This is a genomic window from Pedobacter sp. 22226 (assembly GCF_052045455.1).
Classification (GTDB): Bacteria; Bacteroidota; Bacteroidia; order Sphingobacteriales; family Sphingobacteriaceae; genus Pedobacter; species Pedobacter jeongneungensis.
Window position 1 is genome coordinate 463,014 of record NZ_JBQEPB010000002.1, and the last position, 21,690, is coordinate 484,703.

The 21,690-nt window shown below is 39.7% G+C and carries 16 protein-coding genes; 12 read left to right on the forward strand and 4 right to left on the reverse strand.

What is annotated here, in order from left to right; genetic code table 11:
* The first annotated feature begins 67 nt into the window (after positions 1-67).
* On the forward strand, positions 68-2,989 hold the full coding sequence (locus ACTJKC_RS05415; RefSeq protein WP_440790620.1) for a TonB-dependent receptor domain-containing protein: 2,922 nt from the start codon (positions 68-70) through the stop codon (positions 2,987-2,989).
* Positions 2,990-3,078: 89 nt separating this feature from the next.
* Here the strand turns inward: ACTJKC_RS05415 and ACTJKC_RS05420 are convergent, their stop codons facing one another.
* From ACTJKC_RS05420 to ACTJKC_RS05430, 3 genes are all read right to left on the reverse strand, one after another.
* Entirely contained in the window at positions 3,079-4,206 is a 1,128-nt protein-coding gene (locus ACTJKC_RS05420) for a redoxin domain-containing protein (RefSeq protein WP_440790621.1), read from the reverse strand.
* A gap of 153 nt (positions 4,207-4,359) precedes the next feature.
* Positions 4,360-4,995 carry a nucleotidyl transferase AbiEii/AbiGii toxin family protein gene (locus ACTJKC_RS05425; protein ID WP_440790622.1) on the reverse strand — a complete coding sequence of 212 codons (636 nt, stop codon included), beginning with the start codon at positions 4,993-4,995 and terminating at the stop codon, positions 4,360-4,362.
* A gap of 6 nt (positions 4,996-5,001) precedes the next feature.
* Positions 5,002-5,484 (reverse strand): helix-turn-helix transcriptional regulator, encoded by a 483-nt coding sequence (locus ACTJKC_RS05430; RefSeq protein WP_440790623.1) that lies wholly within the window; start codon positions 5,482-5,484, stop codon positions 5,002-5,004.
* Between the two features lie 329 nt (positions 5,485-5,813).
* Between ACTJKC_RS05430 and ACTJKC_RS05435 the strand changes: the two genes are divergently transcribed.
* The 10 genes from ACTJKC_RS05435 to ACTJKC_RS05480 all read left to right on the forward strand — a co-directional run bounded on the left by ACTJKC_RS05435 (position 5,814) and on the right by ACTJKC_RS05480 (position 19,748).
* A complete protein-coding gene (locus tag ACTJKC_RS05435; protein ID WP_440790624.1) occupies positions 5,814-8,276 on the forward strand; it encodes a glycoside hydrolase family 31 protein in 2,463 nt (820 codons plus the stop codon).
* A gap of 59 nt (positions 8,277-8,335) precedes the next feature.
* The gene (gene glgB / locus ACTJKC_RS05440) at positions 8,336-10,300 is read left to right on the forward strand and encodes a 1,4-alpha-glucan branching protein GlgB (RefSeq protein WP_440790625.1); all 1,965 of its coding nucleotides are present in this window, start codon (positions 8,336-8,338) and stop codon (positions 10,298-10,300) included.
* A gap of 176 nt (positions 10,301-10,476) precedes the next feature.
* Positions 10,477-11,913, forward strand: a complete 1,437-nt coding sequence (locus tag ACTJKC_RS05445; protein WP_440790626.1) for an AAA family ATPase — start codon at positions 10,477-10,479, stop codon at positions 11,911-11,913.
* Positions 11,914-12,390: 477 nt separating this feature from the next.
* Positions 12,391-14,436, forward strand: a complete 2,046-nt coding sequence (locus ACTJKC_RS05450; protein ID WP_440790627.1) for an immunoglobulin domain-containing protein — start codon at positions 12,391-12,393, stop codon at positions 14,434-14,436.
* Positions 14,437-14,462: 26 nt separating this feature from the next.
* Positions 14,463-15,149, forward strand: a complete 687-nt coding sequence (locus ACTJKC_RS05455; RefSeq protein WP_440790628.1) for a hypothetical protein — start codon at positions 14,463-14,465, stop codon at positions 15,147-15,149.
* Positions 15,150-15,214: 65 nt separating this feature from the next.
* A complete protein-coding gene (locus ACTJKC_RS05460; protein WP_440790629.1) occupies positions 15,215-16,129 on the forward strand; it encodes a gliding motility-associated C-terminal domain-containing protein in 915 nt (304 codons plus the stop codon).
* Between the two features lie 15 nt (positions 16,130-16,144).
* Positions 16,145-17,122, forward strand: a complete 978-nt coding sequence (locus ACTJKC_RS05465; protein WP_440790630.1) for a PorP/SprF family type IX secretion system membrane protein — start codon at positions 16,145-16,147, stop codon at positions 17,120-17,122.
* Positions 17,123-17,221: 99 nt separating this feature from the next.
* The gene (locus ACTJKC_RS05470) at positions 17,222-17,536 is read left to right on the forward strand and encodes a hypothetical protein (protein WP_344849055.1); all 315 of its coding nucleotides are present in this window, start codon (positions 17,222-17,224) and stop codon (positions 17,534-17,536) included.
* 99 nt (positions 17,537-17,635) lie between these two features.
* Positions 17,636-18,244: a Crp/Fnr family transcriptional regulator gene (locus ACTJKC_RS05475; protein ID WP_440790631.1), complete on the forward strand. Its 609-nt coding sequence runs from the start codon at positions 17,636-17,638 to the stop codon at positions 18,242-18,244.
* A gap of 136 nt (positions 18,245-18,380) precedes the next feature.
* Positions 18,381-19,748, forward strand: coding sequence for a hypothetical protein (locus ACTJKC_RS05480; RefSeq protein WP_440790632.1), 1,368 nt, complete (start codon positions 18,381-18,383; stop codon positions 19,746-19,748).
* 184 nt (positions 19,749-19,932) lie between these two features.
* Here ACTJKC_RS05480 and ACTJKC_RS05485 read toward each other — a convergent pair whose 3' ends face one another.
* The gene (locus ACTJKC_RS05485; RefSeq protein WP_440790633.1) at positions 19,933-20,484 is read right to left on the reverse strand and encodes a 5' nucleotidase, NT5C type; all 552 of its coding nucleotides are present in this window, start codon (positions 20,482-20,484) and stop codon (positions 19,933-19,935) included.
* A gap of 95 nt (positions 20,485-20,579) precedes the next feature.
* Here ACTJKC_RS05485 and ACTJKC_RS05490 point away from each other — a divergent pair, with 95 nt between their 5' ends.
* Positions 20,580-21,329 (forward strand): DeoR/GlpR family DNA-binding transcription regulator, encoded by a 750-nt coding sequence (locus ACTJKC_RS05490; RefSeq protein WP_344849063.1) that lies wholly within the window; start codon positions 20,580-20,582, stop codon positions 21,327-21,329.
* Positions 21,330-21,690 lie beyond the last annotated feature (361 nt).

Below are 21,690 nucleotides of genomic sequence, written 5' to 3' on the forward strand. Positions count from 1 at the left end.
TTTATATAACTAATAATACAAACAACCGAATTAACTAATCACCCAATAACCAAATTAACAATCTTTTATGAGCAGAATTTTTACACAGATCTTCTATGTGTTATTATTGATGTGCACAATAAATGTTGCTGCACAAGCACAAAGCATTACGGTGAGCGGAACCGTGAAAGATAAGCAATCGAAAGAAGGCCTGGCAGGCGTAAGTTTAACCATCAAGGGCCAATCGGGCGGTACAGCCTCTACAAGCAATGGCAGTTTCAGTTTCACCACAACAGCAAAAGTGCCATTTATTTTGGTAGCCTCATATGTGGGTTATGGTACGGTAGAGCAACAGGTTACAGGAAGTACTTCGGGCATCAATCTTGAAATGGAAACAGCTGTAGTATTAGGTGGCGATGTAGTGGTTTCGGCTTCGCGTACGCCAGAACGTATTCTGGAATCGCCGGTTTCCATCGAGCGCATGAGTGCGGCTTCGATTAGGGAAATAGCTGCTCCATCATTCTACGATGCCTTAAATAATATGAAAGGTGTAGAAAGCAGTACGCAGAGTTTAACGTTTAAATCAATCAATACCCGTGGATTTAACTCCAACGGAAACACCCGTTTTAATCAATATATTGACGGAATGGATAACCAGGCGCCTGGTTTGAATTTCTCGGTAGGTAATATTGTGGGCATCACCGAACTCGATGTAGATAATGTAGAGTTATTGCCAGGTGCATCTTCTGCACTTTATGGAGCCGGTGGTATTAACGGTACTTTGTTAATGACTTCAAAAGATCCTTTTAAATATCCTGGGAATAGTTTTCAGTTTAAAACCGGTATCAACCATGTTAACGATGATAACAGTAAGGTACAGCCGTTTAAACAATTAGATGTACGTGTGGCAAGATCGTGGAACAATAAGTTTGGCGTAAAGGCGGCATTCTCATTTTTACAGGCTAAGGATTGGTTTGGAAACAACTATTCAAACTTTGACCGGGTTTCGAGAACGACAAAATCAGGCGACAGAAACAGCGACCCTAATTACGACGGTATTAATGTGTATGGTGATGAAGTAAGCCAGAATATGAGGAATGTGGCTTTAAGCGTTCAAAACGGAACCATAGCCGGGATAAATGCCGCTACCGGAGGTTTAATCCCTAATATTAAATCAACATTAGATGGTGCTTTTGGTGCTGCCATTCCAAATGCTGCACAGCAGGCAGGTTTTTTAGCTACTTTACCTGCGGCGTTACGTCCTACTGTACAAAATTATCTGCCTTTTTATGTTGGTTTAAAAGCCGGTTTAATTCCTGATCAAAATATTTCGAGAACGGGATATAACGAAGAAAACCTGGTTGATTATGATACTAAATCTTTAAAAGCATCAGGCGCTTTATATTACAACATCAGTAATACGGTTCAGGTAGTTGGTCAGGCCAATTGGGGCACCGGAACTTCGGTTTATACCGGTTCTGACCGTTATTCGCTCCGTAATTTTAATATCGGCCAGTATAAACTGGAGTTAAAAGGAGAAGACTTTTTCTTAAAGGCTTATACTACCCAGGAACGTTCAGGCGATTCTTATATTTCTTCTATTTTGGGAAGTTACATCAACGAGGTTTCTAAACCATCAACTACCTGGTTTCCGCAGTATATTGGTAATTATGTTGGGGCAAGAGCTGCGGGACAAACAGATGCACAGGCACAGGCTTTTGCCAGAAGTGTTGCCGATCAGGGGCGTTTTGTGCCGGGCAGTGCACAGTATGAGGTGGCAAAAGATAAAATTTTAAATACCACCATCAGTGCAACAAATATTAACTCGGTTGATCCTTCTAAAAGTGTTTACGGCGCTAAATTCGATGATAAATCGAACCTGTACCATTACGAAGGGATGTACAATTTTACTAACCTTTTTAATAAAGTAGTGGAGTTTCAGGTAGGTGCATCTTATCGTTTATATGATTTGAATTCAGCAGGTACTATTTTTAATGATTTAAATGAATCTATTGATATTAAAGAATATGGTGCTTTTGCACAGATAGGCAAAAAACTCTTTAATGATAAAGTTAAATTTACCTTTGCGGGCCGTTATGATAAAAGCCAGAATTTTGAAGGCAGGTTTACCCCAAGGGTAACAGGAGTTTTTACTGTGGCCAAAAACAATAATATCCGGGTTTCTTATCAAACCGGTTATCGTAACCCAACTACGCAAAACCAGTATATCGACCTTTCAGTAGGTGGCGGCTCTCAAAGACTGATCGGTGGTTTACCTGAAATTATGTTCAGTAAATACCATTTAGATAGCAACAAACCATTTACCGATGTGAGTTACCGTGCGTTTTTAGCTTCGGCAGCAACGGGAACACCTAATCAGGCACTTTTACAACAATATACATTTGATTCAAAAGGTGTTCGTCCGGAAAGCGTTCAGTCTTACGAATTAGGATATAAAGGTCTTATCCTTCCTAATTTATTGATTGATGCTTATGGTTATTACAACATTTATAAAGATTTTATCACCGCAGTTGATGTGTATCAGAATGTAAACGGAAGTTTTGTAAAATTCGGCGTTCCGGTTAATGCAGCTGGTAAAGTAACTTCGTATGGTGCTGCTTTAGGTCTGGATTATCTTGTGGGTAAATATGCCATTAGCGGTAACGTTTCTTATAACCAGATCGGCGATCTTCCTGAAAATTACATTAACGATTTCAATACACCAAAAATCCGTTACAACCTGGGCCTTGGCAATAAAGAAATCATCAAAAACTTTGGTTTCAATGTTTCTTACCGCTGGCAGGATCAGTTCTACTGGAATTCTTCTTTTGCCTCAGGACAGGTGCCTGCATACAGCTCGCTTGATGCGCAGGTTAGTTTAAGAATTCCTTCGGTACAATCGGTAATTAAACTGGGGGGCTCTAACGTATTGAACAAATATTATTTTACTTCTTACGGAAACCCATCCGCCGGGGCGATTTATTATATCGCATATAGCTTTAACCCATAAAAATCCTAATAATGCTTTAAAGCCCTTCGGACATCAAGTTTGAAGGGCTTTTTTGTGCATGTATGTTTAGTGATTTGAGGATATTAATGCTAAAGATTATTTTTCAAAAAGTCCTTCAACTCTACAGTAGAAAGTCCTGTAGCTACAATTTTACCTTGCTGGTTAACCAACAAACTCGTTGGGTAAATGTGGACACCATATTTGCTGGTTTCAATGCCGTTTAAATCTAAATATTGAGGCCACGTTAGTTTATATTTATCGATGGCAAGTTTCCAGTCTTCTACGTATTTGGTTTTATCTGTTGATATTCCAATGATTTCGAAGCCTTTATCGTGAAATGCATTTCTGATTGCTTTTAGGTCTTCAAATTGTGCAATACAGGGCATACAATGGCTATACCACATATCTACAAGTGTTAATTTGTTGGAATTGTATGGGTTTTCTGCAATTTTTTTTCCGTTTAAGTCGGCAACGTTGAAGTTTGGGAGTGTTTCTCCAATAGCTATTTGTTTGGAAGATAAAATCCGTTGCATAGTCGCCTGGCCAAGTCTTGAATGTCTGAGCAGTGGTGAAAAATTTTCAAACGTGTTTCCCAAAGTTGTATTATAGCCAAAATTCAGAAGGGCGTACAATTTGTAAAGCGCATAAAAAGAATCTGGATTTTTATTAACAAAAGAGAAAAGTGTAGCATCATGAACAACATAAGTTGCTTTTAGCTCTTTCATTGATTTAAGCTCAGGTTCTTCCGGGAATTTTCGGCCATAAATATTAAACAAACTATCGTAATTTAACCGGTATTGCTTGCGTTGTTCCTCTACACTAATGAATGCCTTGTCATAACTTTTAGCATCCTTCATGATTAAGTTATCATTTTTGGGCTCTCCGTAATTTGATGCAGTATCAATAGAAATATGTTGCTCTCCTGTGCTTATAGCTGTGCCTGCGGACTGATATTTGTCTCCAATTTTAAAGTAAATCCATACCGGTCCGTCTACCCGTCCGCTAAATTTGAACTTTCCATTATTTATTTTGGCTGTTAACTGTTTAAAATCAGGTGGATAAAGTGCTGTGTTTGATTCATTAGGAATAAGCTGAACAGTTCCTGTATCTACATTTACCTCTCCTGCAATGGTGAAGTTTTTTAATTCTTTTGTTTGCCCGTTGGTAAAGACTGGGAGTAAGGAAATAAAGATTATGGCTACTGCAATTTTTTTCATGTTAGGGCTAATAGGTAAAGCTCTTATTGAGCATTATTAGGGATGCAATATAGGTTTTAAAGAAAAATTTTGCGCGACGAGAGATGTTATATTATGTTAAAATCTGGATTGATTTTTTTAGTGCTGTTCTTTAGTTGACTCGGCTAATTTTATTCATTTCACTGCTTCTGTTAAATCTTCCTTAATAAATTCCCAGATTTTTCCTTTGAGGCAGATTGGATCAAAGTCGTTATCTGCTAAAAGAAAATTAGTAAAGTTTTTTCTGATCTGAACTTCATCATGTGTCCATTCAAAACGTTTTTTATGCAGTTCGATCATTGCTGTTGGGGTATAGCTCTCTAAAAGTTCGTGCAGATCCCAAAAATCTTTTTTTCTGCCGCCTCTCTGAACAATATCCATCTTCATTGCAATAATTTCTGGTATTGATGCCATGCGGATTTTTTCCTGATATACAGGTTTTTCAAAAAATGGATCCATGCTGTAAAAGAGATCAAGTTTAACAATATTCTCTTTCTTTGTGCCAATCAGGTATGATTTTCCTAATCCTGCAAACTGTCCGAAATCGCCTTGAACATAACTGAATTTATCTCGTAATAACTTTTCAATTCGGTCAAAATCGATTGATCCGTATTTTGCATCCGTAAAAAGGTCAATGTCAACTGATAAGCGATGACCAAGGTAAAGACTCAGTGCAGTTCCACCTACCAATCTAAACGCAGCTAATTCGGGAGCCTGCATGAGCTCTAGCAAAGTATTTTTTAATAGTTGATTAACAGTATTCCAGTACATAATTATTTATGTTATGGTTCTCTTAAAGGCATTATCCAGATTTTTTACTTCATTTACTTTTTGTTTTCCATAAAATCTGATTATTTCATTTTTCTCATCATCATTTCCCCGCTCCATTACCCTTTTAACAACGGCTTGATATTGTTTTTGCCAGTTTATATTATTAAAGTCAGTATCCCAAAAGAGAATCCGTCTAATAATTGATAAATCTGGTTTATTGCTCAAAGATATTTTGTCTTTTTCTTTTTGTATTTCATAATAAGCCTGAAGTAAAAACATCGTCCCTTCTTCCAGGCCGAGAAATTGATCTAATTTGATCGAAAGAGCAATCGTTATCCCTCTTTTACCTTTTGTAATATCATTTAAAGTCTGTGGATATTCGTTCAATGACAGCGCAAACGGACCTTTTTTTAATCCTTTCTTTTTAAGTTCCCTATCCAGAATAATGCCCGGATGAATTCCTTTAAATTTGCTAATCAATTTTTCCATATTCAAATATAAACAAAAATGTTTATAAATTATTGTTTATATTCGTTTGTTGAGCGCTGACCCGAATTGTCAAATTACACTATGATAAACGATTATTTTTCGTTTATCATAGTGTACATTTACACTTTAAAGAAGTTTCACTACAAAAGATTTATCAGTTATTTAACTTTTGCCACACTAAAACATACTAGGTTAGTGTAAAACTTACACTATTAAATGCATCTTTTATAAAAAAGCTACATCCCTTTTATAAAATATTTGTATTATAGTGCTTTCTTAAGCACATCCCGGTTTAAGAGCTATGAACTTAAAAATTTGAATAAATAAGGATGGAAGCGCAAAACGACAAACCGAATGAAACAAATGACCTGATCGAAAAGGAAAAGGAAATACAGCATTTAAACAATCCGGTTGATATATCGGTAAAACCAATCGTTAAACAATACCTCGGGTCAGTTAAAAAAGTAAAGAAAGAAGGTAACCGCTTTTATTTTTCAGATGGCGATGCAAGGGTAGAAGTAAGGGTAGTAAGTGATGAGATTATCAGGGTACGCCTTGCGCCTCATGGTGTTTTTCTGGATGATTTTTCTTATGCAGTACCAGAAGTAGATCAAAAGGTTTCTGTTTTTAAAATGCAGGAGCACGAAGATCACTATACCATTTCTACACACTCTGTAACCTGTAAAATCGAAAAAGATAACTTTCATATTTCTTTCTCCGATAATATTACCAATGTGGTGATGGTTGATGAAGCCAACTCCATGCACTGGGAAGAAAATGTAGATTTTGGTGGTTATTACATTTATGCAACTAAAAAATGCCATCCTGAAGAAAATTTCTTTGGTTTGGGCGATAAATCGGGAAATTTTAACCTGCGTGGCCGCCGTTTCGAAAACTGGAATACCGATGCCTATTCTTTTGGCTGGAACCAGGATCCTCTGTACAGAACTATACCTTTCTACATCGGTTTGCACAACCAGGCTGCCTATGGTATCTTTTTCGATAATACCTTTAAATCATATTTCGATTTTGGGAACGAAGATGTAAATAAAACCAGTTTTTGGGCCGATGGCGGCGAGTTGCAATATTATTATATCCACGGGCCACATATCATGGACGTGGTAAAACGTTATGCCACCTTAACCGGAACGCACCCGATGCCGCCAAAATGGACACTGGGTTATCAGCAATGTCGCTGGAGTTATTACCCGGAAACCAAGGTTAAAGAAATAGCCAAACAGTTCAGGGACCGTAAAATTCCTTGCGATGCCATTTACCTGGATATCGATTATATGGATGGTTACCGCTGTTTTACCTGGAACAAAAAATACTTTCCAGATCCACGGAGGATGATCAAGGAACTTTCTGATGATGGTTTCAAAACCGTGGTAATGATCGACCCCGGAATTAAAGTAGACGATGATTACTGGGTTTTTAAAGAAGGTAAAGAAAAAAGATTTTTCTGTCGCCGCAGCGACGATTATTATATGGAAGGGCATGTTTGGCCGGGCCGTTGCCAGTTTCCTGATTTTACGAATCCAAAAGTACGCAGCTGGTGGGGTAATCTCTACAAAGAGCTGGTAGATATGGGCGTAGCAGGTTTCTGGAACGATATGAACGAGCCTGCAGTATTCGGTTCGGGTACTTTCCCTAACGATGTACGCCATAATTACGATGGCTATCGTGGCTCACACCGTAAAGCACACAATGTTTACGGAATGCAGATGGTACGCTCTACCTACGAAGGACTGAAAAAACTGATGCGCAATAAACGTCCATTTACCATTACCAGGGCCGGTTATTCGGGTATGCAGCGTTATGCCAGCGTTTGGACGGGTGATAATATTGCTACCTGGGAACATTTAAAAATCGGAAATATCCAGTGCCAGCGCTTGTCTGTTTCAGGTGTGCCTTTCTGCGGAACTGATATCGGTGGATTTAGCGGTGAACCGGATGGTGAATTGTTTACCCGCTGGATCCAATTGGGAACATTTTCGCCTTTCATGCGTGCGCACTCTGCAGGTGATACCGCCGAACGCGAACCCTGGAGTTTTGGCGAGTTTTTCGAAGATATTAACCGTAAATTTATCGAGTTAAGGTACCGTTTAATGCCTTACCTATATTCTGTGTTCTGGGAGCACCACCGTTATGGTTTTCCTATTTTAAGGCCGTTGGTGATGCTCGAGCAGGAAAATATCAGCAATAGTTTCCGTCAGGATGAATTCTGTTATGGCGATAAACTGTTGATCTGCCCGGTTTTAGAACAAGGTGCAATCTCAAGAAAAGTATATCTTCCAAAAGGTACCTGGTACAACTTCTGGACCAACGAAATCCTGGATGGTGGTAACGAATATACCGTTGATGCCAAGATAGATAGCATGCCGATGTTTGTACGTGCAGGTACGGTTTTACCCGAGTATCCGGTAATGCAGTATGTGGATGAAAAATCGATTACTGAAGTAATCCTGAATATCTACCACAGCGATTACGAAGTAAACTCGTACATGTACGAAGATCATGGCGATACCTTTGCCTACGAACAGGATATTTACCTGGAAAAGAAATTTACTGTAAAAGGCGATAATCAGACCGTTAAAATAAACCAACGCAGCGAAGGCCTTTATACACCTAATTATGAGTTTTATGTTTGTAATATCATTGGCGTAAAATTCCAGGTTAAAAAGATCATTATCGATAATAAAGAGGTTCAGGATTTTTATACTGACGATCAGAACATCCTGCATTTCAAGTGCAATAAAAATTTCCTGGAAATTCAGATCTTAAGTCTGTAACATTTAGCCCCAAATGCTGTTTAGTGTTTGGGGCTTCATTTATCTAGCCAAAAATACCTATGCCAGCAGCAAAAAAAGTTCCTGCAAAAAAAGCAGCACTACCAAAAATCGATAAAAAAAAATCCGTTTGGGTACACAGTTTATTTACCGATTACGACATTGATCTTTTCCTCGTTGGGAAACATTTTAGGCTGTATGAAAAAATGGGTTCGCATTTAATCAGCGTTGAAGCTACCGCCGGGACCTATTTTTCGGTTTGGGCACCAAATGCCATCAATGTAAGTGTAGTCGGTAATTTTAACGATTGGAACAACGGTTCGCACCCGCTTTACAAACGCTGGGATAAATCTGGTATTTGGGAAGGTTTTATTCCAGGCATTGCAAAAGGCGAGGTGTATAAATACTTTGTTAAGGGTTTTGATGAATCAGAACATTTAAAAGGTGATCCTTATGCCCGCCGTTGGGAACATCCGCCGCAAACCGCCTGCATTGTATGGGATACCGATTATACCTGGAAAGATAAAACCTGGCTTAATAAAAGGGCAAAATTAAATGCGTTAGACCAGCCGATATCCGTTTACGAAATCCATTTGGGTTCCTGGGAACGCGATCCGGATAACCCGGAACGTGTGTTAAACTGCAGGGAAGTAGCCGGCAGGTTAGTACCCTATGTAAAAGAAATGGGTTTTACGCATGTAGAACTGATGCCCGTAATGGAATTCCCTTATTTTCCAAGCTGGGGATATCAGATTACGGGTTATTTTGGTGCCAGCTCGCGTTATGGTTCGCCACAGGATTTAATGTACCTGATCGACGAACTGCACAAGGCTAATATTGCTGTGATACTCGATTGGGTTCCTTCTCATTTTCCGGGTGACAGGCACGGTTTATATGAGTTTGACGGTACGCATCTTTATGAACATGCCGATATGAAAAAAGGCTTTCATCCGGATTGGAAATCTTACATTTTCAATTATGACCGGAATGAAGTCCGCTCTTTCCTCATCAGTAATGCGATATTCTGGCTGGATCAGTACCATGCAGATGGATTGCGGGTTGATGCCGTGGCCTCTATGTTATATTTTAATTTCTCGAGAGAGGATGTCGATGCGGCGACCAACGAATATGGCGGAAGCGAAAATATTGGTGCCATTCAGTTTCTGCAAGACCTGAATGTAGCCGTTTATGGTAATTTTGAAGGCGTGCAAACCATTGCTGAAGAAAGCAGCACCTATCACGGGGTAACCCATCCGGTGCATAATGGCGGTTTAGGCTTTGGAATGAAATGGATGATGGGCTGGATGAACGATACGCTGAAATATTTTAAAGTAGATACCCTTGGCCGGAAACACCACCACAACCAGTTGAGTTTTAGCATGACTTACGCCTTTACCGAAAACTTTATGCTGCCTTTTTCGCATGATGAAGTGGTACACGGTAAATCGCCCATGTTATATAAAATGCCTGGCGATGACTGGCAGAAATTTGCCAACCTCAGAGCGCTTTATGGTTATATGTTTACCCATCCTGGAGCAAAGCTTTTATTTATGGGGAACGAATTTGGCCAAACCAGCGAGTGGAACTTTACCCAATCCCTCGATTGGCATTTACTGCAATACCCACCACATAAGGGCATGCAGGAAACCGTTAAAGCTTTAAACTTCCTGTACCGGAAAGAGCCTGCATTGTACCATTTTAATTTCAGTTACGAAGGTTTTCAATGGCTTGATGCCGATAATGCAAATGAATCGGTATTTACCTATATGCGCAAGGGGCCAAAAGCGAAAGATACTTTGGTCATTGCCATAAACCTCACTCCTGTAGTCCGCGAAAATTATAAAATCGGTGTGCCTTTTAAAACCAAATGGAAAGAGATTTTCAATACAGATGATATTGTATATTACGGTGGCGGAATTAATAACCGCGGGGATATTGCGCCCCACTTAGAGGGTTATAACGGACAGGAATATTCGATAATTGTCGATCTTCCACCGCTGGCAGTCACTATTTTCAAGAGCAAATAAGCTTTTCTATTTTTATATCACGCCAAAACTATCCTTAAAACTATAGTTTTGGCGTGATATAGTTTTTTATACTACGCCAAAACTTCTATAAAAATATAGTTTTGGCGTGATATAGATTTTTATATTACGCCAAAACTCATAAGTTTATTATCTTTGTTGCTATAAATTAATGGTTTATGGAGCAGGTTACAGGCAGAACCGACGAAAAATTACTGTTAGGCAAGATTGAGAAATCCGGTGAATCAGAACTGATTGCCATGTATGGACGTAGGCGGGTTGGAAAAACTTATCTCATCAGAAATGGCTTTAGCAAGGAAATCGCATTCGAATTTTCGGGTATCCACCACGCAACACTCAACCAGCAGTTGGAAAATTTTAGTCTGGCGCTTACCAAGGCAACCGGCGGACTTCCACTGGCCAAACCTGAAAGCTGGATTGCCGCTTTCCAGATGCTTACCCAATACCTTACACCTTTGGTGAAAAAGGAGAGAACAATTATATTTATAGACGAATTTCCGTGGATTAATACTGCCCGATCGGGCTTTTTACCTGCCTTCGAAAACTTCTGGAACAGCTGGGCTTCAAAAGAAAAGAAACTTATTGTAGTCATCTGCGGTTCAGCTGCTTCCTGGATGATCAATAAAGTGATCAATAACCGCGGCGGCCTGCATAACCGTGTGACCAGAAGGATCAGGCTTTTGCCATTTACCATTGGCGAAACGGCGGCATACCTTAAACACAGAAAAATAAAACTCGATAAATATCAGCTTTTACAGGTTTATATGGCCATGGGTGGCATCCCGCAATACCTTAAGGAGATAGAACCGGGCGAAAGCGTGGCACAGATTATAGACAGGTTGTTTTTTACAAAAGACGGCCTGCTGCTTGAAGAATTTAAAAATCTGTATTATTCCCTGTTCGATAAAGCCGAAAACCACATTGATATTGTACAGGCACTGGCAAAAAAAGGCAAAGGTTTAACGCGTACCGAAATTATTAATGCCTGCAAACTGAGCAGTGGGGGCTATGCCACACAATTACTGGCAGAACTGGCCGAATCAGGGTTTATTACGCCATATATTCCTTTCGGCAAAAGCACTAAAGATGCTTTATATAAGCTTACCGACGAATATTCGATCTTTTACCTCAAATTTATTGATGGCAATAAGGCAATGGGGGCGGGTACCTGGTTAAAATTCTATTCAGGAACATCATGGAAAAGCTGGAGCGGCTATGCTTTCGAAAGCATCTGTATGAAACATATTACCCAGATTAAAAAGGCAATAGGTATTGAAAATGTTTATGCTGAAATATCAGTATGGCGTTATCTGCCTAAAAATAAAGAAGAGAAAGGCGCGCAAATCGATCTTTTGATCGACCGTAATGACTCCTGCATTAATATCTGCGAAATCAAATTTTCGGTTGCTCCTTTCGAAATCAGCAAATCGTACCAAAGAGAGCTGAATAATAAACTACAGGTATTTCAATTACAAACCGGAACCAGAAAGGCACTGTTTTTAACCATGCTTACCACTTACGGGCTGAAGAATGCAGCTAATTATGCGGGTTTAGTGCAAAAAGAGATCACGATGGATGTATTGTTTAAGAATTAATCAGGCCAATATTAACTGGATAAAATAAGAAAAGCCTCCCATTGCTGGAAAGCTTTCTTAAACTCTGGAGTGGAAGCTTCCAGAGAGGGTGCAAAGATACAATAACTCTTTTCTTATGCAAGGATTATTTACCAAATAATTTGTCGCGTGCAATCAGCGTTCCCTATAGCTGCTGAACGGTAATTATCAGATCTCTGGTTATCGTATAGATATTCCTGATTTGTTTGCTTTTTGTTTATGGTTCCGTGGTTTCTTAACATGGATTAAACGGGCGTTATTTAGTTTTGTCGCGGTTAAAAAAATAAAATTCACGTTTTAAAAAACCGTTTGTTTCGTTTTTACGTAACCAAAATATAACCCTGAATTTTTGCTCTCCCAAACAAATTGAAGCGGTTTTTTTGTCTATTCTTATTATTAGGACCATTACTGGTCCTTTCCGGACCTTTGTATGCACAATTGTGTACGAACCAAAGCCGCGTGTACGCTAGTTTTCAGGATTCACAAAGTGCTCCGGCAGGGTTTGGATCTGTATCTATAAGCAACAATGCCAAAGCGGTTGATACAGATCCGTCAACAGCATCTACCTTATCTATCACTAACGTGCTGGGCGCCTCTTCCATCACACAATACCTGGAGTTTAGTACCGATGGTACCGACAACGGCAAGAGATTGCTTCCTGCAGCTACTCCAGTGGTTATAAAAGTATCTATTCCTTCTTCTTTTTTAACTGTAGCAGCAACTATTGAGATCGGTACGTTTGTGGGTTTAAATACAACAACCAAGGTAGCCACCAGAAGTTCGCTTTATTCGGCCTCAACAATCGGGCTCTTAAACGGAGCGGGTGCTATAGAAATTCCTTTAACACCTGCTCAGGCTTATAATGGTGTTTATGTTAAATTTTCGGCGCCTGTTATTTCCGTTGGGGCATCAGCAGAAATATATGGGGCTTATATTTTAGAAGAAAACCCGTCGAATATCGAATGCGATAAGGGTATTGATGTATTAACCGGAGTTAATGGTGCAGGCCTTTTAAATGCTACTGCTTCTGTTAGTAATCCTTATGCAGCAATAGATGCAGATCCTGCCTATGCTACTTATGCTACCATTAATACCGGGTTGCAGGCTGTTAACGAAGCTTACCTGACTGCCATATTTGCCAAGGAAGGCCAGCCGCTTGATTCGGTTAAAGTTGTTTATGATGGCGGTGGAGGATTAAGCTTACTCAGTGGCTTTACCATTCAGCCTTATTTAGGTAATGTTGCTGCTGGCGGCGCTTTCAATAACGGAAATGTAACTATTAAGCAGATCCCGAATACAACAAAATTTGAGGCTTCGTTCCCGGTTTCAACTATTTTTGACCGGGTGAAAATTTCCTGGGGCGGTTTGCTGGCCATTGGTACTGAACTCCACATTTATAATGTAACCAAAGTTATCCCTAAACCCATACCCTTAATTGATGGACAGCAGCTTTACAATGCTAATGTATGCTTTGGTCATGCCACAACCTTATCCATCAGTAATTTGCAAGATTGCACTACTTATAAATGGTATGCAGATAAAACCACGAGCACACCTTTATTTACCGGCAGTACTTATAGTTTAGGCATATTGCCCGTTGGCGATTATGTTTATTACGTAGAATCTGGTCGCAACAATTGTATTTCTTCTATTTCGGAGCGGGTAAAAGTGACACTGAAGGTTAATCCATTGCCAGCGGTTTCGGTTACCAATGCAGTTTCTTGTAGCGGTTCTGCAGTAAACCTTGCTGTAGATAATCCTCTTACTGGCATCACCTATAACTGGTATGATGCTGCTACGGGTGGAAATTTAAAGCATACCGGGATTACTTATACCACACCTGTGCTTACCACAAATACCACTTACTATGCTGAAGCGATTAATCAGCTTACGGGCTGTATAAGCGCAAACCGGGCAGCACTTGCCATTCAGGTAAAACCTGTTGCTGTAGCAGGTACTATAACCGGAGTAAATAAAATCTGTATTGGTTCTGTAACCATGTTAAGCAATTTAAACGCTGGCGGTACGTGGTCGAGCATTAATCCGCTTATTGCAACTGTAAATTCAGGTACGGGCGAAGTAACAGGTATTGCTGCCGGAACAACTATAATAAGGTACACCATCCCTGATGGTCCGGCTATCTGCGCAAATTCTGCCGATTTTAATTTAACCGTTGCTGCGCCGCCAAGTTTAACTTTAGGAGCAGCGCCGGAAGTTTGTCAGGGTTTCACCAGTTCATCATTAAACTATACCAATCCGGTAAACAGTCCGGCAACTTACAGCATCAGTTGGAATACGGCAGGATTTACACCAATAAATAACCAGGCTTTACCATCAGGCAATATCCCTTTTACCATTCCTTTTGATGCTGCAACAGGTACACATTCGGGTAATCTTACTATCAAAAACGCCGACGGATGCAGCAGCCAGATCAGTTTCACCATAAAAATAAACCCTAAACCACCTGCGCCGCATGTACTGGTGCCCGTAACATCTCAATATTAATTAAGCAAATTAAAAATCCCCATCCCATGAACAGTACCATTAAAAAAAGCTTATTTGTAATCACATTACTGCTGATTTGTAACTTTTTACGCGTTTCGGCGCAAATTACGCCAACCGCAACAGGTGTAAACCTGTTTTGTAAAGGCTCAGATCTTACCTTGCCTGCACCTCCCGCCGGCGAAAACTGGATAGTAAGGTTTAGCGCAACATCAACCACTACGCCATCTGCTGCAGTTACTTTAGCTGGTGGAAATAAAATTGCTGCAGCAGATTTACAGAGCGGATATTATTATTTAAGCTCAAAAGCTACCACCGCAGGGTCCTGCGAATCGGATATGCAGGAAATTCCGGTTTATGTACTTAAACCATTAGTGCCCGATTTTGCTGAGGCTAATTTTTGTGTGGAAACCCCGGTTGCCCAGGTAGGAACGGTTACCAATCCGGAATCTGCGATTAATACTTTAGCTTATCAATGGTACACCGTTGTGGGTACAACTGAAACCGCAATATCGGATGCAACCCAAAAAGATTATACCCCGGTTTCACCTGCTGTGGGTACTACAAAATACCGCTTAAAGGTAGGTTATGTAATTAACGGCAATAAATATTGTGCACAAACGGTAGATCATGATGTAACGGTAACGGCAAAACCAGCAAAACCAACCATCACACCTGCACAAATTTCAGGAACAGCCAACGCCGTTACTTTTTAATCAAGGTTGATATCATTTTATCTGTAAATCTATAAATGAGGCCTAGGTTCCAAACCTTCCTGTTTATGGCTTTTCTGTTAGTTTCATTTATAACAGGATTTAGCCAGACCGTACCCAATGGGCGGCAGAAAATCACGATCAAAAAAGGGTCGTCGGTTTCTTTGCGCGCAAATTCGGGAGGGGCAAATACATACATCTGGTTTAAGGATGGGGTATTGGTACCTGGTCAGAACAAGCAAAACCTCATTACCGCCACCGCAGGGATTTATAAAGTAGCCGCAGTGAACAATTTTGGATGTACATCCGATCTTTCGGACGAGATAGAAGTGGAGGTGATCAATGCTTCAGAAGCCGATGTAGCCATCACCAAACGGTCGGAAACCAAAAACGTAGTCAGCAATCAGGTTTTCGATTATTACCTGGATGTGCGTAACAATGGTGCTGATGATGCCACCCTGGTAAAAGTGAAGGATGTTTTGCCTGATAACCTCATTTTTGAAAGTTTAGCACAACCCACTGATGGCGAAGCTACTTACGATCCAGCCACCAGAACTATCCAATGGGGAATAGCGCTACTGGGCAATGGAAAGTTCGCTGAACTTGTGATGCATGTAAGGGCTAAACAACCTGGAATGGTAACCAATACCGCAACAGTAACGGCTACCGAACATGATCCAATATTATCAAACAACACCTCAACCGATTTAAAAGAAATTTCAGGTTTAAGGATACCCAATGTATTTACACCCAACGGGGATGGGAAAAACGATACATTTTATCTCGAAAACCTGCAATCTTTCGATTATAACGAGGTAACGGTAATCAATAGATGGGGGAGTACCGTTTATCAATCAAATAAATACCTAAATGACTGGACTGCTCCCGGATTAAGTGACGGGACTTATTTCTACATAGTAAAAGTGAAAAATGGTGATGGTAACTGGTTGGAATACAAAGGTTACATCACCATCATCAGGTAATACAATTAACCTAATATGATAAGTTTAAAAAAGATCATTTTTGTTATTAGCTGTTTTTTGTGTGCAGAATTGCATGCTCAGCAGAATGCGCAGTTTGGTCAGTATGTTTTTAACGGGATGTATATTAATCCGGCATATACCGGTTATAAAGAAGAGCTGTATATGCAGGCTTTTGCACGTGCTCAGTGGACAGGGGTTAAAGGTGCGCCACAAACCTTGTCGGTTTCTGCCGATGAAGCCATAAACGACGAAAGTTTGGGAATAGGTGCCATTATCACAAAAGATAAAATCGGTGCGCAGAGTTCTTTAAGTGCTTCGGCCAATTTTGCCTATCGCATTAAGTTAGACCGTACCGAAACGAATATCCTTGCTTTTGGCTTGGGCGTGGGTGTAATACAGATGGGATTGAACGGAAACCTGCTCGATCCAATTGAACAGGGCGATAACCGCATCCCAGCCGGAAGCATTAGTCAGGTAACGCCCGATATCCGTGCCGGTATTCATTACTCGAACGAGAAATTTTTTATCGGTTTTTCTGCCGATAATCTGCTATCTAAATCCTTATCCGTTTTTAGTGATTATAACTTGCTGAACGTTAAAGTGCAGCCACATTTTTACCTTAGCTCGGGCCTGGCGCTCCCTTTAAACGATGAATTTGTATTTAAACCAACTTTTTTAATCAAAGATGACCTGCATGGGCCAACTTCACTGGATTTAAATGCGTTTTTATTAGTGAAGGAACGCTTCTGGTTAGGGGCAATTTACCGGACCTCGGTAAAAATATATCCCAAGCAAAATTTAGAAAGCAATCTTCGTGATCGTGCAGCGATTGGATTTATCAGCGAATTGTTTGTCCGCGAAAATCTGCGTCTTGGTTACGGATACGATTATAGTTTAAACAAACTGGGTAATTACGACTATGGCTCGCACGAAATTTCGGTGGGTTATTATCTTGTAACCAAAAAAAGCAGAAGGCCAAAATGTTACTTCTGATTAGCACTTTCAGGTGTACTCTGTTTGGTTGTTTGATTTAGTCGGTGTGGGTTAAACAAATCAATATTATCCATGTTAAGTGTTTAATAGCAATGTATCATGAATGTGTCAGTTAACCGGATATTAGATCAGGATGCCAGCCTAAAGGTTTGGTTATCCGAGCAGGAGGTTCTTTTTGGCCGGTTAAGGGTTCATGATGTGGCCGCTTTTAAAATGCTTTACCAAAAATACGCCGCGGCAATTTACGGGTCAATTATCAGGCAGGTAAGTGACGAGGAAAAAGCAAAATCAATTTTAACGCAAACATTTTGCGAAGTATGGCAATCTTTTGCCAGTTACGACGAAACAAAGCTGCGAATATTTACCTGGATTAATCAGCTTGCCGTACAGAATATTAAAAAAGCTACCGTATAATAAGTTTTTAGCAGCACAATCGTCTCAATAATTCACTTTATTTTAATCTTTCAGTTGGATTTGCTATTATTAAGGGTCTAAAGTCTATCCCTATATTGTATGCTCGAATCCCGCAAGGTATTTTTAGTTAATGCTGTATTGAATTATTTCAGCAGTTTAAGCCCGATAACGCCGGGTTTTATTCAGGAAATTGAAAAAAATCTCCAACCCATTCAGGTTAAAAAGAATAAATACATTCTCTCACCAATTGATAATAACGACGATGTTTTTTTTGTGGTAAATGGTTTAGTAAGAGGTTTTATAAAAGATGATGGTAAAGAAATTACCACCTGGATCAGTTTAGGAAACGAATTTATTGGTGCAATTCAGCATCCCGATGAAACCATTCAGCCTTCAATAGAATATTTGCAGGCACTTGAAAATTCTGAACTTGTACCTATGCCACGTTCCTTAATAAACAAGTTGTACGCAAGCCATCAGGAAACCAATATCATTGGGCGAAAAATCCTGGCGCTGCAGTACCATGCCGCTTCAGAGCGATCAATACTCGCCCGTATCCCTTCGGCAGAAAGGCGTTACGAAAAATTTATGGAATTAAACTCTTTCGACGTGTCTAAAGTCCCATTGCGCTGCATTGCCAGTTATTTAGGTATGCGGCTCGAAACGCTGAGCAGGATCCGCAGTAAACTGGTAAAAGAACTGGTATAATCGTTATTGCTTAAAGCCTTAATTATTAGTATATTTAGGATATGGAAATAATACTGGAATTATTGCTTGTGCTGCTTTCCAACCCGTGGAAAAAGATTGTGAAGTGGCTGGAGCTTGAAAAATAACTGAACTGAATATGAACGAAACGCTGTGGAATAAGGTTTTGCAATTTGATCCCGATGATCCAACAGGCGAATATTCATTCTCGGTCAGGTTGGCTGCCGAAAACAGATGGACCAAAGATTTTACCGAAAAAGCGATTCTGGAATACAAAAAGTTCATGTTTTTGGCTGCCGTTTCCGATAGTATGGTTTCTCCTTCTGCCATAGTTGATATCGTTTGGCACCAGCACCTTATTTTTAGCCAATCCTATGCTGATTTCTGCGATTTACTGGGTAAAAACATTTTACATATTCCTTCTACCCACCATAAGGCTCAAGCCGAGCGATTTAAACAGGCGATAATACAAACAAAAAATATTTATAATCATCACTTTGGTCAGCAGCCCGAAAATTTTTGGTTATACGATACCATGTTGAGCAGTTTGAAACTTGAGCCTGCAAAACTTAAAATTGGTCATTTTGCAATATATGGCATTTTGGTCGTCCTGATCATGTGCATACCTTTTTATTACCTGCTCAAACCTGTTTACATCCATATTGATAATCCTTATTTTATTTTAAGCTTTATTGCCTTATTGCTTCCGGCTCATGTAATTCTTCGATTATATACCAAAAGCAGGTTTAAACAGATCGCTAATGGTTTTGATAAAGAATCTTTTATATATTACCTTAAACCTTTCGAAATCATTTATCTTAAAAGCCACCGGCTGGCCGATGCGATAAATGGCGCCATAAGTGAACTGATTCATGGTGGTATAATCAAAATAGGAGCCGATCGCAGGCTTTGTATTTCGGGCGAAGCAGAAGGGCTTTCAGCAGAGCAGCTTCAGGTAGTTACTGTTTTGCAGGATAGAGGGAATATTTTCTATGCTCAGTTGCTGCAACAATTGGAAACAAAGGCTGTTTTTAGCAACATAACAAAGAGTATAGATTTGTTTAAGTCATGTTTTAGGCAATCCAAACCATACGCAAAACTATTTTATTTAAATTTTGGTGTTTTCGCAGCATTGTTTATTTTTCCTCTGGTTCGGTTAGCTACAGGTATTTCGAGAGATAAACCCATTTTTCAGCTGGTGATTTTGCTGGTACTCTTTATTGTTTTTGTAATAAATCAGCTGAATCGTCTCAATCAATATTTTTTTAGCCACACTTTGCCCCATCTTTATGAGAAAACCATTTTACCAAAAATAAAAGATGACCAGGAGTGGCGCTGGGATTATTTTCTGTATGGCCCGGCCGTTTTAACCGTAAGCCTGATCCCCCTGCTGAACGAACGAAGCAGAGGCATTTATAATGGCGGCGATGGCGGAAGCGGAGGAAGTTCATGCGGCTCATCCTGTGGAAGCTCTTGCGGAAGTTGTGGAGGTTGCGGAGGCGATTAAAAGAAAAAAATCTTTATCAAATCAATCATAAATTAAAAATCTTCATCAAATCTTAATCTTTCTGCCGTAATATTGTAGGCATAAGGGGTGAGAGCCTTATATCAACTTCATAGTTGAGAGCGTTAATTTAGATAGAGGGTGTAGCCAGTGGCTACATCCTTTTTTTATTTAAGCTGTTTTTTAATTATGCCAATGCCAGGTTTTCCTCTTCCAGTTGTTTCAGCAAAGCGGGCACCTCGTTCCAGTGGTTAATGCGTTGATGGTGATCTTTCTCCACATTGTGGAATGCTGTAAACATTAAAGGTTTGCCTTTACAGAAATCGAGGTTTTTGCAATGATCATCAATTAAATAATCGGTATCTATAATACTTTTATCTCCGCAAAAAATAATGTTTTTCCAGCTGATGAAAGGGAAATGTTCTGCCAGCCACTCGTGTTTTTCGAAAAGCGATAAAGGAAATTCCATGGCTGCCGAAACAATATAAATTTCGTAATCTTCCATGAGCTTCTTTACGGTTTCAACAGCGCCTTCCATTACGGGCAGGTTTCTGAAAAAGCCTTGCCTGTTGCAAATTTTCATTACAATGGCCCTGTCGGGGAAAAGTTCCTCTTCCTGTTTGCCTTTAATATCGTTGCGCGTAAGCAGAATGCCTGTCTCAGCATAATAAGTCTGTAATATATGATCCTCGATGTCGGCAAGTACGCCATCCATATCTATACCAATTGTCTTTTTCATTTTTGCTATATTTTGCAACAAAAATATTTAATATTGCAATATACTGCAAATTTATTTCTCAATAAATTCTTATATTTGCAATATATTGCAGTAATATGGTAAAAGAAGAGCGACTACAAATTATTATTGATACTCTTGAAAAAGACACTAAAGTAAGGCTGGATGAGTTGAGTACATTGCTAAATGTATCAGAAGATACCGTGCGCCGCGACATTAAAGAGCTCGATTCGCAGGGCTTGCTCCGTGCGGTTCGTGGCGGTGCTATTTCCCGTTCACCCATACCACAACATTACCGGGACAGGGAAAAATACAATCAGCAACATAAACAGGCCATTGCAAACAAAGCTTTGCAATTTCTAAAAGATGGTCAGGTAGTGTTTTTTGATGGTGGTACTTCTGTAGTTGCCCTGGCTGCGGTATTACCGAAAGATTTAAAGATTACCATTATTACCAATAGCTTTCCGGTAGCTAATATTCTGGAAGATCACCCGAGTGCCGAAGTAATATTTGCCGGTGGAAGATTGCATAAAACCGCATTTACCACTATGGGGCAGGAAACTGTTGATACCTTTAAGAAAGTGAGGGCAGATATCTGTATGCTGGGCATCTGTAGCCTGCACCACAGCATGGGTATCACCTCTATTATTTATGAAGATGCCCAGCTGAACAATACCATGATCAATCAGGCACAAAAAACAATTGCACTTTCAGCACTCGAAAAAATAAATACCGTAGAGCCTTATTATGTTTGTCCGGTTACTGATGTAGATGTAATTATTACCGAAACCACTCCTGATGATGCTGCTTTGGCACCTTACAGGCATCTGGGTATAGAAGTGGTGTAGTGGATTTTTTATTTTCTAAATGATTTTCTGTAATCCACATGGATATATCAGCGAAAAATATAATGGTTACGATAAGGAGTTGATTGTTGATTTATAGTGGAATTACTCTCGCAATATCGTCATTTCGAGCGAAGTGCAATGAAGTCGAGAAATCTATTTTTAGAATACTTTTGATTTAGATCTCTCCGTTCCGCTGCGCTTCAGTCGGGATGACGATGCTTTCTAAAAATTCAATTTCCCCTAAAATAAGAAAAGAGACAATCTATCCAGACTTGTCTCTTTTTTCTAACCAAATATAAACCTGTTATGAGCCAGGCTTTGTCTTTAATCTTCCGTCTAAACCAAGGTTTTTCAGGAAAAT

Excerpts from the sequence above, each read along its gene's own strand:
- ACTJKC_RS05415 (WP_440790620.1), top strand. The coding sequence starts at position 68 with ATGAGCAGAATTTTTACACAGATCTTCTATGTGTTATTATTGATGTGC.
- ACTJKC_RS05420 (WP_440790621.1), bottom strand. The coding sequence starts at position 4,206 with ATGAAAAAAATTGCAGTAGCCATAATCTTTATTTCCTTACTCCCAGTC.
- ACTJKC_RS05425 (WP_440790622.1), bottom strand. The coding sequence starts at position 4,995 with ATGTACTGGAATACTGTTAATCAACTATTAAAAAATACTTTGCTAGAG.
- ACTJKC_RS05430 (WP_440790623.1), bottom strand. The coding sequence starts at position 5,484 with ATGGAAAAATTGATTAGCAAATTTAAAGGAATTCATCCGGGCATTATT.
- ACTJKC_RS05435 (WP_440790624.1), top strand. The coding sequence starts at position 5,814 with ATGGAAGCGCAAAACGACAAACCGAATGAAACAAATGACCTGATCGAA.
- glgB (WP_440790625.1), top strand. The coding sequence starts at position 8,336 with ATGCCAGCAGCAAAAAAAGTTCCTGCAAAAAAAGCAGCACTACCAAAA.
- ACTJKC_RS05445 (WP_440790626.1), top strand. The coding sequence starts at position 10,477 with ATGGAGCAGGTTACAGGCAGAACCGACGAAAAATTACTGTTAGGCAAG.
- ACTJKC_RS05455 (WP_440790628.1), top strand. The coding sequence starts at position 14,463 with ATGAACAGTACCATTAAAAAAAGCTTATTTGTAATCACATTACTGCTG.
- ACTJKC_RS05460 (WP_440790629.1), top strand. The coding sequence starts at position 15,215 with ATGGCTTTTCTGTTAGTTTCATTTATAACAGGATTTAGCCAGACCGTA.
- ACTJKC_RS05465 (WP_440790630.1), top strand. The coding sequence starts at position 16,145 with ATGATAAGTTTAAAAAAGATCATTTTTGTTATTAGCTGTTTTTTGTGT.
- ACTJKC_RS05470 (WP_344849055.1), top strand. The coding sequence starts at position 17,222 with ATGAATGTGTCAGTTAACCGGATATTAGATCAGGATGCCAGCCTAAAG.
- ACTJKC_RS05475 (WP_440790631.1), top strand. The coding sequence starts at position 17,636 with ATGCTCGAATCCCGCAAGGTATTTTTAGTTAATGCTGTATTGAATTAT.
- ACTJKC_RS05480 (WP_440790632.1), top strand. The coding sequence starts at position 18,381 with ATGAACGAAACGCTGTGGAATAAGGTTTTGCAATTTGATCCCGATGAT.
- ACTJKC_RS05485 (WP_440790633.1), bottom strand. The coding sequence starts at position 20,484 with ATGAAAAAGACAATTGGTATAGATATGGATGGCGTACTTGCCGACATC.
- ACTJKC_RS05490 (WP_344849063.1), top strand. The coding sequence starts at position 20,580 with ATGGTAAAAGAAGAGCGACTACAAATTATTATTGATACTCTTGAAAAA.